The sequence below is a fragment of the Salinicola peritrichatus genome (assembly GCF_003206715.1).
Classification (GTDB): Bacteria; Pseudomonadota; Gammaproteobacteria; order Pseudomonadales; family Halomonadaceae; genus Salinicola; species Salinicola peritrichatus.
In genome coordinates, this window is sequence record NZ_PZJU01000008.1 from 116,801 (window position 1) to 133,165 (window position 16,365).

Annotated in this window: 12 protein-coding genes; 6 read left to right on the top strand and 6 right to left on the bottom strand. The window is 63.3% G+C overall.

Annotated elements, in window-relative coordinates:
• Window positions 1-81 precede the first annotated feature (81 nt).
• From ald to DOM57_RS04280, 4 genes are all read left to right on the top strand, one after another.
• Window positions 82-1,200 (top strand): alanine dehydrogenase, encoded by a 1,119-nt coding sequence (ald, locus tag DOM57_RS04265; RefSeq protein ID WP_110647992.1) that lies wholly within the window; start codon window positions 82-84, stop codon window positions 1,198-1,200.
• A gap of 108 nt (window positions 1,201-1,308) precedes the next feature.
• Window positions 1,309-2,322 (top strand): tryptophan--tRNA ligase, encoded by a 1,014-nt coding sequence (locus DOM57_RS04270; RefSeq protein ID WP_110647993.1) that lies wholly within the window; start codon window positions 1,309-1,311, stop codon window positions 2,320-2,322.
• A gap of 194 nt (window positions 2,323-2,516) precedes the next feature.
• The gene (locus tag DOM57_RS04275; protein ID WP_110647994.1) at window positions 2,517-3,731 is read left to right on the top strand and encodes a YeeE/YedE family protein; all 1,215 of its coding nucleotides are present in this window, start codon (window positions 2,517-2,519) and stop codon (window positions 3,729-3,731) included.
• Window positions 3,732-4,011: 280 nt separating this feature from the next.
• The gene (locus DOM57_RS04280) at window positions 4,012-5,694 is read left to right on the top strand and encodes an NAD-dependent malic enzyme (protein WP_110647995.1); all 1,683 of its coding nucleotides are present in this window, start codon (window positions 4,012-4,014) and stop codon (window positions 5,692-5,694) included.
• 65 nt (window positions 5,695-5,759) lie between these two features.
• On the opposite strand, the gene DOM57_RS04285 is transcribed toward DOM57_RS04280, so the two are convergent.
• From DOM57_RS04285 to DOM57_RS04305, 5 genes are read right to left on the bottom strand one after another with little or no spacing between them, the layout of a single operon-like run.
• Entirely contained in the window at window positions 5,760-6,692 is a 933-nt protein-coding gene (locus tag DOM57_RS04285; protein ID WP_110647996.1) for an SMP-30/gluconolactonase/LRE family protein, read from the bottom strand.
• On the bottom strand, window positions 6,689-7,627 hold the full coding sequence (locus DOM57_RS04290) for an ABC transporter permease (protein ID WP_110647997.1): 939 nt from the start codon (window positions 7,625-7,627) through the stop codon (window positions 6,689-6,691). Before DOM57_RS04290 ends, DOM57_RS04285 begins: the two co-directional genes overlap by 4 nt.
• Window positions 7,624-8,583 carry an ABC transporter permease gene (locus tag DOM57_RS04295; RefSeq protein ID WP_110648172.1) on the bottom strand — a complete coding sequence of 320 codons (960 nt, stop codon included), beginning with the start codon at window positions 8,581-8,583 and terminating at the stop codon, window positions 7,624-7,626. Before DOM57_RS04295 ends, DOM57_RS04290 begins: the two co-directional genes overlap by 4 nt.
• Window positions 8,584-8,622: 39 nt before the next feature.
• Window positions 8,623-10,047 carry a sugar ABC transporter ATP-binding protein gene (locus tag DOM57_RS04300; RefSeq protein WP_110647998.1) on the bottom strand — a complete coding sequence of 475 codons (1,425 nt, stop codon included), beginning with the start codon at window positions 10,045-10,047 and terminating at the stop codon, window positions 8,623-8,625.
• Window positions 10,044-11,123, bottom strand: a complete 1,080-nt coding sequence (locus DOM57_RS04305) for an ABC transporter substrate-binding protein (protein ID WP_110647999.1) — start codon at window positions 11,121-11,123, stop codon at window positions 10,044-10,046. The genes DOM57_RS04300 and DOM57_RS04305 overlap by 4 nt, the downstream gene beginning before the upstream one ends.
• Before the next feature lie 211 nt (window positions 11,124-11,334).
• Between DOM57_RS04305 and DOM57_RS04310 the strand changes: the two genes are divergently transcribed.
• Window positions 11,335-12,543, top strand: a complete 1,209-nt coding sequence (locus DOM57_RS04310) for a GAF domain-containing sensor histidine kinase (RefSeq protein WP_204352855.1) — start codon at window positions 11,335-11,337, stop codon at window positions 12,541-12,543.
• Window positions 12,540-13,259, top strand: coding sequence for a response regulator transcription factor (locus DOM57_RS04315; RefSeq protein ID WP_110648000.1), 720 nt, complete (start codon window positions 12,540-12,542; stop codon window positions 13,257-13,259). The genes DOM57_RS04310 and DOM57_RS04315 overlap by 4 nt, the downstream gene beginning before the upstream one ends.
• Before the next feature lie 97 nt (window positions 13,260-13,356).
• On the opposite strand, the gene acnA is transcribed toward DOM57_RS04315, so the two are convergent.
• Window positions 13,357-16,101, bottom strand: coding sequence for an aconitate hydratase AcnA (gene acnA / locus DOM57_RS04320; RefSeq protein WP_110648001.1), 2,745 nt, complete (start codon window positions 16,099-16,101; stop codon window positions 13,357-13,359).
• Between the last annotated feature and the right edge of the window lie 264 nt (window positions 16,102-16,365).

The following is a 16,365-nucleotide window of genomic DNA, read 5'->3' on the forward strand; positions in this document are numbered from 1 at the left end:
GGCGTCATGCTCCGCGCTTCTTGCTGGCATGTGGCGATCGGTCCGATCCTTCGATGACAACCATCGATCGAGGACAGGACCATGCACATCGGCGTTCCCAAGGAAATCAAAAACCATGAATATCGCGTCGCCCTGACTCCGGGCGGCGTGCGTGAACTCGTTGCCCGAGGCCACCGGGTATCGGTACAGACGGGGGCCGGCGGCGGTGCCGGTTATTCGGACGACGCCTACCGCGACGCCGGCGCCGAGGTGAGCGACGACATCGAGGCGCTGTGGGCCGCAGCCGAGTTGATCCTCAAGGTCAAGGAGCCGCAGGCGGAGGAAGTCGCCCGGCTGCGTTCCGGGCAGACCCTGTTCACCTATCTGCATCTGGCCGCCGAGGAGCGGCTGACTCGCGGCCTGCTCGATAGCGGCGCGACCTGCATCGCCTACGAGACCATCACCGATGATCAGGGTGGTCTGCCGCTGCTGGCACCGATGAGCCGGGTTGCCGGGCGCATGGCGATCCAGGCCGGTGCCCACGGTCTGGAGAAGGCTCAGGGCGGGGCGGGCATTCTGCTGCCCGGCGTGCCGGGTGTCGCGCCGGCCAAGGTGACGGTGATCGGCGGCGGCGTGGTTGGCGAGAATGCCGCGCGCATGGCGCTGGGACTGGGCGCGGACGTCACCATCCTCGACAAGTCGCTGCCGCGATTGGAAGTGCTCGATCATCGTTATCAGGGCAGCATCCGCACCGTCTATTCGACCACCGAAACGCTGGAAGCCGCGGTGCGCGAATCCGATCTGATCATCGGCGCGGTGCTGGTGCCCGGCGCGGCGGCGCCCAAGCTGATCACCCGTGCCATGCTGGCGGAGATGAAACCGGGCAGCGTGCTGGTGGACGTGGCGATCGACCAGGGCGGCTGCTTCGAGACCAGCAAGCCGACCACCCATGCCGAGCCCAGCTACGTGGTCGACGGCATCGTCCATTATTGCGTGGCCAACATGCCCGGAGCGGTCGCGAGGACCTCCACCCAGGCGCTGACCAATGCCACGCAGCCGTTCGTGCTGGCGTTGGCCGACAAGGGCTGGAAGAAAGCGTTGACCGAGGACGTTCACTTCCGTGCCGGCCTCAACGTGCATGCCGGCAAGCTGACCCATGCCGCGGTCGGCGAGACGTTCGGTCTCGATGTCGTGACGGCGGAACAATTGCTGCAGGCCTGATACCGTCCGTCGAGCATGGTGCGATCAAGCGCTGCACGGTCGCTATGGGGAAGGTGGCGAGGTAAACTGCCCGCATTCGCCACTTTCCCTGACAGATTCGAAGAGTTCATGAGCAAGCGACGCGTTCTTACCGGTATCACCACCACGGGTACGCCACATCTGGGCAATTATGTCGGCGCGATCAAGCCGGCGATTGCCGAAAGCCAGAATCCCGACGTTCAGTCCTACTACTTTCTCGCCGACCTGCATGCGCTGATCAAGGCGCAGGATCCGCAGCGGGTGCAGCAGTCGCGCCTGGAGATCGCCGCCACCTGGCTGGCATTGGGCCTCGATACCGACAACGCCATCTTCTATCGCCAGTCGGACATCCCCGAGATCCCGGAATTGACCTGGATGCTCTCCTGTGTCTGTGCCAAGGGGCTGATGAACCGGGCTCACGCCTACAAGGCGGCGGTGGCGGACAACGAGGCCGATGGCCAGAGCGACCCCGATCGCGGCATCACCATGGGGTTGTTCAGCTACCCGGTGCTGATGGCCGCCGACATCCTGATGTTCAACGCCCACAAGGTACCGGTCGGCCGTGACCAGATCCAGCATATCGAGATGGCCCGCGACATGGCGGGGCGCTTCAACCACGTCTACAAGGGCGACTACTTCACGCTGCCCGAAGCGATCGTCGACGAGAAGGTCGAGGTGCTGCGCGGTCTCGATGGGCGCAAGATGTCGAAGAGCTACGACAACACCATTCCGTTGTTCGTCTCCGAGAAGAAGTTGCTCAAGCTGGTGCGCAAGATCAAGACCAACTCGCTGGAGCCGGGCGAGCCCAAGGACCCGGATACCTGCACCCTGTTCCAGATCTACTCCGCCTTTGCCACGCCGGAGGAGAGTGCGGACATGCGCCGGCGTTACCAGGAGGGCATCGGCTGGGGCGAGGCCAAGAACGAAGTGTTCGAGTACCTCAATGCCCACCTGCGTGAGCCGCGCGAGCGCTACGAGGCGTTGATGAATGACCCCGGCCATATCGAGCAGGTACTGATGAAGGGCGCCGAGCGGGCGCGGGCCGAAGCGAATACGCTGATGGAGAAACTGCGGATCGCCGTGGGCTTGGGACGCTTTCAATAAACTCAGTTACGAGCTACGAGCTACGAGCTACGAGCTACGAGCTACGAGCTACGAGCTACGAGCTACGAGCCAGCGCCGGCTTTTCTGTCATATAACCAGTTTGCCTAGATAAATACGTTTTCGTCGTTTCCGAAAGCCTGACTAAAAGACTAAAGTATTGTCCATTCGATTTTGGTCTAACAGGGGTCTTGCTTATGACAACTTTGACTCGTACGGTGCCGCCGGGTATCGGACGACTTTCACCCAAGGCTTGGGTGGCAGGCGCGCTGCTCGTCCTGGGGTCGTTGACCGTAGGCGTGGCGTTCGGTGGCAATCAGGGATGGCTGATGCTGATTGGCGGAGCGCTGGGCATCGTGCTCTACCACGCCTCCTTCGGATTCACTTCCGCCTGGCGGGTATTCATCACCGAGCGTCGTGGCCGTGGATTGCGGGCCCAGATGGTGATGCTGGCGCTGGCGGTGGTGCTGTTTTTCCCCGCGCTTGGCGCCGGCACCCTGTTCGGGCAACCGGTACAGGGCTTCGTCTCGCCGATCGGCGTGTCGGTGATCGTGGGAGCCTTTCTGTTCGGTGTCGGTATGCAACTGGGGGGCGGCTGCGCTTCGGGCACGCTGTTTACCGTGGGCGGTGGCAACGCCCGCATGGTCGTCACGCTGCTGTTCTTCATCGTCGGTTCGGTGATCGGCACGGCGCATTTCGCCTGGTGGCAGAGCCTGCCGGCGTTCCAGCCGACCTCGATGATCGACCTGTTCGGTACCGGTGGCGGCATCGTCGCCAGCCTGGTGCTGTTCGCGGCGATTGCGGCATTGACGGTGATGATGGAGAAGCGTCGCCACGGACAGCTGGAGCAGGCGCCCTCGGTCTCCGCCGGTCCCGGGCGGTGGCTGACCGGTCCCTGGCCGATCCTCGCCGGTGCCGTCGGTCTGGCGCTGCTCAACTTTCTGACCCTGTCGTTGGCCGGGCGCCCCTGGGGCATCACCTCGGCCTTTGCACTATGGGGCGCCAAGGCGTTTCAGGCCGTCGGTGGCGACGTCACCGGCTGGGGCTACTGGCAGAAGGCGAGCAACGCCCAGGCACTGGAAAGCAGTGTATTCAGCGATATCACCACGGTGATGAACATCGGCATCATTCTCGGCGCCGGTCTGGCCGCCTCGCTGGCGGGGCGCTTCGCACCCAATTTCCGCATTCCGCTGCGTTCGCTGGCGGCTGCGGTCATCGGCGGGCTGTTCCTGGGCTACGGTGCGCGCCTGGCCTTCGGCTGCAACATCGGCGCCTACTTCAGTGGCATTGCGTCGGGCAGCTTGCACGGCTGGCTATGGCTGGTTGCCGCCTTCGCCGGGAACATGTTCGGGGTCAAGCTGCGGCCGCTGTTCTTCCCCGGCCCGGCCAAGCCGGTGGCGGCGAGTTGCTGAGCCGCAGGAAGTGAACGATAAGCCTCGCTACGGCGGGGCTTTTTCGTGGCCGGCAGGCAATCATGGGAAGGATTTCCATAGCGAACATGGCATTGTCCGCACCAGATGGCATACTGGTCGACCTTCGACCAGTCGTGTGCTGGTCGCGCGCCTTGGCGGTGTTTCCGTAACCGCTCGGGCGATAACGACAATGCGCCATCCCGGGCCTGCACCCTTGACCGGTGACGCCGCCCGGCCGACAGGCGCTTTTTCATCCGTAGGTTACCGCGAGAGTCGACTCATGACCGATCACGCCAAGCGCCCGCTCTACATTCCCTATGCCGGTCCCTCGCTGCTGGAGATGCCGCTGCTCAACAAGGGCAGTGCCTTTACCAGCGAAGAGCGCGTCGAGTTCAATCTGCTGGGACTGCTGCCGCAGAACGTCGAGAGTATCGAGGAGCAGGTCGAACGCGCTTACCGCCAGTACACGCTGTGCCAGAACAACCTCGACAAGCACATCTACCTGCGTGGCATCCAGGACGACAACGAAACGCTATTCTTCCGCCTGCTCGAGGAACACCTCGAGGAGATGATGCCGATCATCTACACCCCGACGGTGGGCGAGGCATGCGAGGAGTTCTCCAAGATCTATCGCAATCACCGCGGGCTGTTCATCTCCTACCCCGATCGGCACCGCATGGACGACATCCTGCGCAGCGCCACCAAGGACAAGGTGCGGGTGATCGTGGTCACCGATGGCGAGCGTATTCTCGGCCTGGGCGACCAGGGCATCGGCGGGATGGGCATTCCGATCGGCAAGCTATCGCTGTATACCGCCTGCGGTGGCATCAGCCCGGCCTACACACTGCCGATCACCCTCGACGTGGGCACCAACAATCAGCAGTTGCTCGATGATCCGATGTACATGGGCTGGCGTCACAAGCGCGTGTCGCCGGACGAGTACGCCGAGTTCATCACGTTGTTCATGGAGGCGCTCAAGCGTCGTTGGCCTAATGTCCTGTTACAGTTCGAGGACTTCGCGCTGACCAATGCCATGCCGCTGCTGGAGCGTTATCGCGACGAGCTGTGCTGCTTCAACGACGACATTCAGGGCACCGCCTCGGTAGTGGTGGCGACGCTGCTGGCCTCGTGCAAGGCCAAGAATGCCAAGCTCAGCGAGCAGACCATTACCTTTGCCGGTGCCGGCTCCGCGGGCTGCGGCATCGCCGAGCAGATCGTCATCGCCATGACCCGCGAAGGCTTGTCCGAGGCCGAGGCACGCAAGCGAATCTTCATGGTCGACAAGAATGGCCTGCTGACCGCCGACATGACGGGACTGCATGGATTCCAGCAGCGCCTGGCCCACGATGCCAAACGGCTCGACTGGGATGGCGGCGAGCGGCAGTTGATCGACGTGGTGCGCAACGCCAAGCCGACCATCCTGATCGGTGTTTCCGGGCAGCATGGTCTGTTCACCGAAGAGGTGATCAAGACAGTCAATGCCAACTGCGAAAATCCGTTGATCATGCCGCTCTCCAACCCGACCTCCAAGGTCGAGGCGACGCCGCAGGACGTACTGAACTGGACCGACGGCCAGGCCATGGTCGCCACCGGCAGCCCGTTTCAGCCGGTGGAGATCAACGGGCGCGAGATCCCCATTGCGCAGTGCAACAACTCCTATATCTTCCCGGGTATCGGCCTCGGCGTGATTGCTGCCAATGCGACTCGCGTCACCGACAACATGCTGATGGCGGCCTCCAACGCGCTCGCCGACAGCGCACCGATCGTCAAGACTGGCGAGGGTGCCCTGCTGCCGGCGCTGGGAGACATTCGCGAGATCAGCCAGGCGATCGCCTTCGCCGTCGGCAAGCAGGCCCAGGAAGATGGCGTCGCGCTCTCGTCCAGCGACGAGGTGCTGTGGGAGGCGATCCACAGCCACTTCTGGTATCCGCGCTACCGGCAGTATCGTCGGCGTTCGATCTGACGTGATACCTTATTATGACGAAGCCCCGCCGAGTGCGGGGCTTCGTCGTTATGGATGATAGGTCATCACGTCATATTGTGACGTGTCCAGCGCTCGGCACCCTGCACATCGACGAAAATGCGATAGAGCGAGGTGGTGCCGGTAATGAATAAACGATGCCCATCAGTGCCGCCAAAACAGAGGTTGGAGACCTTCTCGGGGACATGGATCTTGCCGAGCAGCGTGCCCTGGGCATCGAAGCAGTGGATGCCGTCAGCGGCCGAGGACCAAAGATTGCCTTCGACATCCGTGCGAATCCCATCCGGCAACCCATTGTCGATCGCGGCGAAAACACCGGCATCCTTCGGCGCCGCGCCCTGCATTTCGAACTTGCGAATCACGGCAGGGACGGCATCGTCGTGGCTGGATCCGCTTTCGGCAACATAGAGCCATCGTTCGTCGGCCGAGAAGCATAGTCCGTTGGGTTGCACGAAATCCGATATCACCGGGGCCAGTCTGCCCGTGACCGGGTCGATGCGAAAGACATGACTGGCATTCTGCTCCGGCTCGGCTCGGTAGCCCTCGAAGTTGGAAATGATGCCGTAGGTGGGGTCGGTGAACCAGATGGCGCCATCGGAACTCACGACCACGTCGTTGGGGGAGTTCAGGCGCTTGCCATTATATGACGAGGCCAGCACCGTCAGTGAACCGTCGGGTTCGGTACGCACCATGTCACGCGTGCCGTGACGACAACTCACCAGACGCCCCTGGCGATCGCGGGTATGACCGTTGGCGAAACTCGAATCGGCGCGAAAGAGCCCCAGACCGTCGCTATCCGACCAGCGCAGGATGCGTTGCGAAGGAATGTCGGAGAACAGCAGGCACTGATGATCAGCGAACCACACCGGCCCTTCGGTCCAGGTGAAGCCGGTTGCCAGCTGCTCCAGCCGCGCCATGGGATGCACTAGGCGGGCAAAACGGGGATCGATGATCTCGATAGGGGCAGGGAACGCAGTCATGAGCGGCTCCTTCTCGCATTGGCGGCGATGACGATGGCGATGATGATCACGCCGGTCAACATCATGCGGGCACCAGCGTCGAAACCGTAGGCGTTGAGCATTGACACGACCAGGAACATGAACAGGGCCGCGCCCCAGAGGCCAGGAACGTTGGAGAATCCCCCGGCGATCGAGGTGCCGCCGATGACCACCACGGCAATCGAAAGCAACAGATACTGCTGGCCCATGTTGAGCGCCGCGCCGCCGGAGAAGCTGGCTAGCAGATAGCCGCTTACGGCGGCCAGCACGGCGACGCTCAGGTAGGCCCCCGCGCGGACGCTCTCCACCGGTACCCCGGCAAGACGCGCGGCCCGGGCATTCTGCCCGGTGGCAAGCAGCCAGCGCCCCCACACGCCCCGTTCGAGCAGCACCCATACCACGATTGCGAGCACGATGGCGATCAGCGCCACGTTGGGGATGCCCAGGCTGCGCCCGGTGGCGAAGTCGGCCAGCGCCACTGGCGGCTTGATGCGCAGGCCGCGGTTAGACCAGATGGCCAGCGACTGATAGATCAGCGAGGCAGCGAGGGTGGCGATGATCGGCGGCAGACGCAGCAGCCTTATCAAGGCGAAATTGACGCCACCGACGCCCATACCGACCAGCAGCGCGACGCCCAGCCCGAGCAGGGCGGTTCCCGGCTCGCCGCCCATGGCCTTGAGCGCCAGCGTGCCGGAAAGCGTCATGGCGGCCGGGATGGAGAGGTCGATATTGCCGGGGCCAAGGGTGACGACCAGCATCTGGCCGATGCCGACAATAGCGGCAAAGGCACCGAAAGAGAGCGCTGCGTACAGCAACCCGCCGGCCTGACCTGCGCCGGAAAGGGCCACCGACAGCGCGAAAACCACCGCCGATGCGAGCCAGGCCCACAGCCAGGGCCGCGATATCAAGCTACTCATGCCGTTGCCTCCTGGGCTATTGCGTTTGATGAAGCGCCGTGTCGGTTAAAGAGCAGGCGAGCCGCGAGTACCGCAATCAGCACTGCGCCCTGGGCCCCGATCTGCCAGTCGGGGGAGAGATGCATGAAGGCCAGCAGCGAGCCCGCGAGCGACAGCGTCAGCGCCCCCAGTACCGCCCCGATCGGAGAGACCTTACCGCCGACGAATTCACCGCCGCCGAGGATGACCCCGGCAATGGTCAGCAGGGTGTAACTCGATGCCACATTCGCGCCGGCGGAGGTGTAGAGCCCCACCAGGGTGAGTCCGGCAAGCACCCCGAACAGACCGGCGAGGCCGTAGGCGAGGGCGAACAGCAGCGTATCGTTCCAGCCCGCCCGGGTGACCGAGCGGACATTGCCGCCCAACCCTCGCAGCACCGTGCCAATGCCCGAGCGTATGATCAGCAGATGCGACGCCAGGCCGATCAATACCGCCGCGGCGACCGCCATGGGTACCAGCGGCGGCTTGACCGTCATCAGCGCGCGCAACCACGTGGGTGCAGTGCCGCCGGGAGCCGGCAGGATCAGCAGTGCCAATCCGTCCCAGATGAACGACATTCCCAAGGTGACCACAATGGCAGGCAGCCTAAGCTTGTGGATCAGGGCTCCTATCACGGCATAGGCCAGTACCAGCGCTGCCAGGATCAGGCAGCCGAGCCAGGGGTGCTGGACCAGAACGGTCGCGGCGATGCAGGCCACCAGGCTGACAAAAGCGCCGACCGAGAGGTCGATGTCATTGACCATGATGACCAGCAACTGGCCGATGGTGGCCAGGGCGATGGGGACGGTCAGGTTGAACAGCAGATTCAGCCCGAGATAACTCATGGCCCTTTCCTGCAACGCGAAGGTGGCGATCAGCAAGACGCTGAAGGAGACCAGCGGCAGCAGGATGCGCGGGCTAACCCATCGTTTTTTCATGGCCAGTCGTTTGTTTATGGCGAGTTGTTTATTCATGGCTCAGTTCTCCTGCATCTCGAACGAGGCGGCGAGAATGCGCTCCTCGTTGACCTCGGCACCGCTCAGTTCGGCGGAGATAGTGCCGTTGCGAAAGACGAAAACACGGTCGCACTGGCAGACTTCTTCCGTTTCGGTGGAATACCAGAGAAAGGTGCGGCCCTGCGCTGCTTCGGCGCGAATCATGGCGTAGACATCCTGCTTGGTGCCGACATCGACCCCACGCATGGGGTCGTCCATCACCACGATGGGGGCGCTGGTCGCAAGCGCGCGGGCGAACAGCACCTTCTGTTGATTGCCGCCCGACAGCGAGGTGATCGTATTGCCGAGATCGTTGGTGCGGATGCCGATGCGCTGCTGCCAGTCGGCGGCGGTCGCGGCCTCGGCGCGACGATCCACCATGCCCCAGCGCGCCGCTGCATTAAGCGTCGAGATCGAGGCGTTGCGTAGAATCGACCACAGCGGCAGCACGCCGTCCCGGGGGCGGTCACCGGCGACGAAAGCCATGGCAGGCTCGCGCCGGGCGCTCCATCCCGAGGTCGAGTCGAGATAGAGACGGGCCAACGCTTCGGCTTGGCCGTGCCCGGCCAGCCCGGAGAGGCCGACGATTTCGCCGCGCCGGGCGCTGATGCCCTCGGGGCTGGTGAGCACTTCATCGCCCAGCATCTCGGCAGTGCGCCGCGTGGCGTGGGCCTGCTGCGCGACATGGCCCATGGCCTCGACCAGGCTGGCGTGGCAGAACGCCTCGGTGGCACGGTCTTCCACCATCCGGCCATCCTTCATGACCACGATGCGGTTGGTGACCTGAAAAATCTCGCCGAGCATGTGGGAGATGAAGATCACCGCGCCGCCGTCGTCACAGAAACGCTGAATATGCTCCAGCAGCTGCCCGGCAATGCCGGCATCCAGCGAGGAGGTGGGCTCATCCAGAATCACCAGCCGCGCCTCGCTGCCACGCGGGGCGAAGCCGATGGCGATCTCGACCATCTGGCGCTGGGCAATGGAGAGCGTATCGACCTCGGCGTTCGGGTCGATATCGTGGCCGGGGAATATCCGCGACAGGCTGGCACCGATCTCCTCGCGTGCCCGTGTTCTCCAACCCGGGCCGGAGAGCCCGCCATGACAGATCCGTAGATTCTCGGCCACGCTTAGATTGGGGCACAGCGAAAGCTCCTGAAAGACCGAGCGAATGCCGCTGTCGCGCCGGTTGCGCGCGTACGGGGTGTGGATCTCGCCGTGGGTGGGCTTGAGCGTGCCGTTGATCAGGTTGACCAGCGTCGATTTGCCGGCACCGTTATGACCGACGAGCCCCAGGCATTCGCCGGGCGACAGCGTTAGGTCGATGTCATCGAGCGCCTTGACGGGGCCGAAGGACTTGGAGACGCCGGTCAGGGTCACGACCGGCTGGCGGTGGTTATCTCGGCTCATTGGCTCGCCTCCTGGCTGCGCTGGACCGCCTTGTCGCGGGCAGCGGCAATCAGTTTTTCGACATCCGCCTGGGAAAATATCTGATCGGCGACCGAGCCCTTGGGCGTCTTGGCCAGCACCGAATCCAGATCCTGCTGGCGGATATGCAACAGGGGCACGGTCAGGCGCTTGGGAACCTCCTTGCCATCGAGAATCTGCTGGGCGACCCAGAAGGCCACGGTGGCAATCCCCGGCGCATTCGAGATCGAGATGCTTTGATAGCCGTTGTCACGATCCTGCTGCGCCCACCAGGCCAGCTCGTCCTGAGCGTTCGACAAAATGATGACTGGCATCTTGCGATCCGAGGCACGAAAGGCCTGGGCGGCACCGTAGGCCTCGCCGCCCTGATTGAGTACACCGTCGATTTTCGGCAGCGAGGGCAGCACGCCGGCCACGGCCTGCTGGGTGACGTCCTGCGCCCAGTCGCCTTCGACGGAAGAGACGAGGTGGAGTTGCGGGTGTTTCTTGAGTTCGTCGACGATGCCCTGATGCAGGTCGTCGTCGACGAAGGTGCCGGGTAGCCCGCGGACTTCGAGCAAATTGGCACCCTCCGGGAAGCGCTTGGCCATATATTCGACCTCTTCGCGTCCCCATTGCCGGAAGTCGTTGACGACCTTCCAGGCGCAGGGCGCGGTGACGATGCCGTCGAAGGAGACGACCACGACCCCGGCGTCGCAGGCTTCCTGTACCGCGCCATTGAGTGCGGTGGTGGAGGCCGCATCGATCACGATGGCGTCATAGCCTTGCAGAATCAGATTCTGAATCTGAGCGGCCTGATCGGTGGGCCGGTTCTCGCCGATGGTAAAGGCGTCGGCGGCGGCGACCGTCCCGATTTTGACGGCCCTGGAGGTCTGTGTTCGCCAGGCCGACAGCATCTCCTGGCGCCAGGCGTTACCGGCATAATTGTTGGAAAGCGCAATGCGTTTGTCCGATGTGTCGCTGTAGGCTGGCACGGCGCTGACGGTCGCAATGACAAGGGTTGCGATACCCAACGCCGTGATGTGCAGTGTTCTTGATAGGGCTCTTGTTAGGGCCATGGTGATCTCCCGTTTCCCATCCCGTGCGCTCCCATCCGTTCATGGGGAATGCCGATAAAGATGGTTGGCCCGGGGCCCATATCCTGTAAAGGCGGCCCTCCGCACAAATGGTGCGGGCTCCCGCAGTTTGGGTACCAACTTATGGATGAGGGGCGGCGGCCTCGGAAGCCGTTATTCTGGCTGCTAAAGCAGGCAAGACGAGGTTTGTTGCATGATCACCGAGACGTTGCCGCCGTCGGATGAGCAGATGCGGGAGAAGGTGCTGATGCGGATCCCCGCATTGCTGGCAGAACAGTGCGAGATCCAGGCGGCACTCGAGGCGATGACCGAGCAACTGGGCCAGTTCATTCCTTTCACCCATGCGGATGTCTGTCTTCTCGATACGCCGGGCTGGGCGGTGAGTTATGAAGTGGGGATCAGTACCTACTGGTCGGAGCGACGTACGCGTGTCGATTGCGCGCCAATCAGGGACGTGCTTCAGGGAACGACGCGCTTGATGGTCAGCGGCGATGCCGTGACGGATCCGCGGCAGATCTTTCCTGGGGCCTGTAACGAGCCGATTTTGCAGCATCACCTGCGCAGTCGCATCAGTGTGGCCTTGTACAGCATGGGGCAGGTCATCGGTGCGCTCAGCATTTCGCATCGCGATGCCGAGCGTTACGATACGGCGTGCGTCGCTCTGGTATGTCGACTTGCGGAACTGGTTGCACCCACCTTCCTCGCCTTGCACATTGCCGGCAACCTGCGCCAGATCTCTCGTATTCGAGCGGAAAATCATGCCCGAGAGGAAGGATTGCGGCAGGGCTCTCTTCAACTGACCCAGGCGCTGGAGTGGGAGCGGCAGCGAATCGGCATGGATCTGCACGATCAGACCCTGGCCGATCTGACTCGGCTCAGACGCGAGCTGGAGAGTGGAGAAGCACCGCCAAGCCGGGAGATGCTCGATCAGCGTCTTGCTCGTTGCATTGATGACCTGCGTTGCATCATCGACATGACGGCGCCGAAGTTGCTCGAGCTGTTCGGCTTCCTGCATGCGGTACGTGATCATCTCGAACGGGCTACCGAAGGCGACGGCATCGATATCGAGATAGTGGATACCACCGACGGCGCCCCGGATCGGCTGGCGGAAACGACGCGTACGGCGCTCTATCGCATCGTACAGGAGGCCATCAACAACGCCACCCGACATGCCCATGCCGAGCGCATCGAGGTTCGGGTGGCGCATGATCCGAGCGGCGCACTCCACATTGTGGTACATGACAACGGCCGGGGGCTGTGCGGTGCTCGCGGGCGACAGTCGGGCATGCTCCACATGCGTACCCGGGCGCAACTGATCGGGGCGGAGCTGGATATCTTCGACCAGGACGGGACCTGCGTGGCGATCACCCTGCGCTGCGACGAGGGAGGGGCGAAGACATGAAGATCCTGGTGGTGGAGGATGACCGGTTCCATGCTTCCTTTCTTCAGGATGTCATCGGCGAGGCCTTGCCCGAGGTCTCCGAGACACTGCATGTGCAGGATGGTTTGCAGGGCGAGGCGGCTGCCCGTGCCGGACGTTTCGATGCCGTGGTGATGGACCTGCAGATGGCTCGTCGCAACGGGATAGAGACTGCGCGCACCATCTGGCACGAACGTCCGCGCACACGGATCCTGTTCTGGTCCAACTACTCCGACGAAGCCTACCTGCGTGGAGTCGCCGAAATTGTGCCGACTGACTGTGTCTATGGCTATGTGCTCAAGACTGCTACCCGCGAACGGCTCAAGCTAGTGTTGCGGGCTGTCCTGCTCGACGGTCAGGTAATGGTCGATCGTGAAATGCAACGTCTGCGGCGGCGCACCGCCTCGCCTCGCCATGTGCTCAATGACAGTGAGTATGCCGTGCTGCTGGACCTTGCGCTGGGGTTGCAGGACAGGCTCATTGCCGAACGCCGGGGCATGTCACTGAGGACGGTGCAAAATCGCCTGCTGACGCTCTACGACAAGCTGGGCGTGAGCGATGAAGAGCCGGCCGTACCGGGACTCAACAAGCGCGTTCGAGCCCTGTCTCGGGCGATCACGACTCGTATTCTGAACGTGGAGGTGCTGGAGACGGCGCAGCGCGACCTGGAAGGCTGGCTGGGAGAACAAGGCCGCTGACTAGGTCTCGTGGCATGCACCGGAAACAAGAACGCACCGCCGGCGGTAGTCGTTGACGGTGCGTGAAAGGCCGGCGATGTCTCGCCGGCCGGGGTGCTTACAGCATGCTGCGCAGTACGTAGTGGAGGATGCCGCCGTGGCGGAAGTATTCCAGCTCGTTGGCGGTGTCTATGCGGCAGAGGGCATCGATCTTCTTCTCTCCCTTGTCGGAGGCGATGGTCACCTTGACGCTGCAGCCGGGCTTGAGGTCCGCCAGCCCTTCGACGGAGATCGTCTCGTCGCCGGTCAGGCCGAGCGAGTTGCGATCCTCGCCTTCGGGGAACTGCAGCGGCAGTACGCCCATGCCGATCAGGTTGGAGCGGTGGATGCGCTCGTAGGACTCGGTCAGCACCGCGCGCACGCCGAGCAGGCGTGTCCCCTTGGCGGCCCAGTCGCGGGAGGAGCCGGTGCCGTACTCCTTGCCGGCGATCACCACCAGCGGCGTCCCTTCCTCGGCATACTTCATCGCCGCGTCATAGATCGACATCTGCTCGCCGCTCGGCACATGGCGGGTGTAGCCGCCCTCGACGTCATCGAGCATCTCGTTGCGGATACGCACATTGGCGAAGGTGCCGCGCATCATCACTTCGTGATTGCCGCGCCGCGAGCCGTAGGAGTTGAAGTCCTTCACCGCCACCCCGTGCTCCTGCAGGTACTTGCCGGCGGGACTGTCGGGCTTGATCGACCCGGCCGGGGAGATGTGGTCGGTGGTCACCGAGTCGCCGAGTTTCGCCAGCACGCGGGCGCCCTTGATGTCCTCGACCGGCTTGGGCTCCTTGTCCATGCCCTCGAAGAACGGCGGGTGCTGAATGTAGGTGGAGTCACCCGACCAGGCATAGACTTCGCTCTCCGGCACCTCGATCGAGCGCCAGATCTCGTCGCCGTCGAAGACCTCGGCGTATTCCTTGCGGTACATCTCGGTCTTGACCTTCTCGACCGCTTCAGCGATTTCGGCCTGGGAGGGCCAGATGTCCTTCAGATAGACCGGATTGCCGTCCCGGTCGTTGCCGAGCGGTTCCTTGGAGAGATCCTTGCGCACGTTGCCGGCCAGTGCGTAGGCGACCACCAGGGGCGGCGATGCCAGCCAGTTGGTCTTGACCAGCGGGTGCACGCGGCCTTCGAAGTTGCGGTTGCCGGAGAGCACCGAGGCGACGGTGAGGTCGCCGGCATTGACCGCCTTCTCGATCGGTTCCGGCAGCGGCCCGGAGTTGCCGATACAGGTGGTGCAGCCGTAGCCGACCAGGTTGAAGCCGAGTGCGTCGAGATCGTCCTGGACGCCGCCCGCGGCGAGGTAATCGGTGACGACCTTGGAGCCCGGTGCCAGCGAGGTCTTGACCCACGGCTTGGTGGTGAGTCCTTTTTCCTTGGCTTTGCGCGCCAGCAGGCCTGCGGCCATCATCACGCTGGGATTCGAAGTGTTGGTACAGGAAGTGATGGCAGCGATGACCACGGCGCCGTGATTGAGCGAGAAGCGCTCGCCTTCGTACTCCACGTCCTGGCTGTCGCCGGTGCGGTATTCGTCGTAGTCGGCGGGAGGCGCGCCGATGGCGGTATCGCCGCCTTCCGCGGTCCATTTGGCCTTCTCTTCGTGCGAGGCGTCCGGCTGGCCGCCGCCCATCAACGCCTCGAAGGTTGCCTTCATATCGGACAGTGCGACCCGGTCCTGGGGACGCTTGGGGCCGGCCAGGCTGGCTTCGACGTCGCCCATGTCGAGATGCAGGGTATCGGTAAAGGTCGGCTCGGCACCGGGTTCGCGCCACAGCCCCTGGGCCTGGGTATAGGCCTTGACCAGCTCGATCTGCGACTCCTCGCGGCCGGTCAGGCGCAGATAGTTGAGGGTCTCGTCGTCGACCGGGAAGAAACCGCAGGTGGCACCGTACTCCGGAGCCATGTTGGCGATGGTGGCGCGATCCGCCAGCGGCAGATCCTGAAGTCCGTCGCCATAGAATTCGACGAACTTGCCGACCACGCCTTTCTTGCGCAGCATCTGGGTCACCGTCAATACCAGGTCGGTGGCGGTGATGCCTTCCCGCAGCTTGCCGGTCAGCTTGAAGCCGACCACTTCGGGGATCAGCATCGACACCGGCTGGCCGAGCATGGCCGCTTCCGCCTCGATGCCGCCGACGCCCCAGCCGAGGATGCCGAGCCCGTTGATCATGGTGGTGTGGGAGTCGGTGCCGACCAGGGTATCGGGGAAGGCGTAGGTCTTGCCATCGACTTCCTTGGTCCATACCGTCTTGCCCAGGTACTCCAGATTGACCTGGTGGCAGATGCCGGTACCCGGCGGCACGACGCGGAAGTTGTCGAACGCCTGTTGACCCCAGCGCAGGAATTCGTAACGCTCGCGGTTGCGCTCCATCTCGATGGCGACATTGTCCTTGAAGGCGGAGGCATCGCCGAAATGATCGACCATCACCGAGTGGTCGATGACCAGGTCGACCGGCGACAGCGGGTTGATCCGCTCGGCCTTGGCGCCCAGTTTCTTGACTGCGTCACGCATGGCGGCGAGGTCGACGACGCCGGGTACGCCGGTGAAGTCTTGCATCAGCACCCTCGCCGGACGATAGCCAATCTCGCGAGTCGACTTGCCTTCCTTGAGCCACTCGGCCAGCGCCTGGATATCTTCTGCGGAAACGGTGGGGTCGTCGGCGTAGCGCAGCTGGTTCTCCAGCAGCACCTTGAGGGTCATCGGCAGCTTGTCGATGTTACCCAGGCTCTCGGCTGCCTTGGGCAGGCTGTAATAGTGGAAGGTCTTGCCCCCGACGTCTAGCGACGACAGGGTATGAATGGGTGCTGTAGACATAGGGTCATCCTCCTCATGGCGGTAGCGTCGGCCTCGGCTCGTGGACGTCGGCATACCGGTCCGGTTCCTTAGCTACGATTCGGCAGCGCTCATTCGGCCACCGTCTGTCCTAACTGGCGCTCGTCTTGGCGTGTCGCTCTTATGGACTCCAGTGTCTCGCGTCGAGCCGGTGATCGCCAATCGAACGCCTCAATCGTTCTGGTAGCGAGTTGTCGACAATAGACATGGGCACGATAGCACGCCTTTTCAATCGGTCGCTTGCTG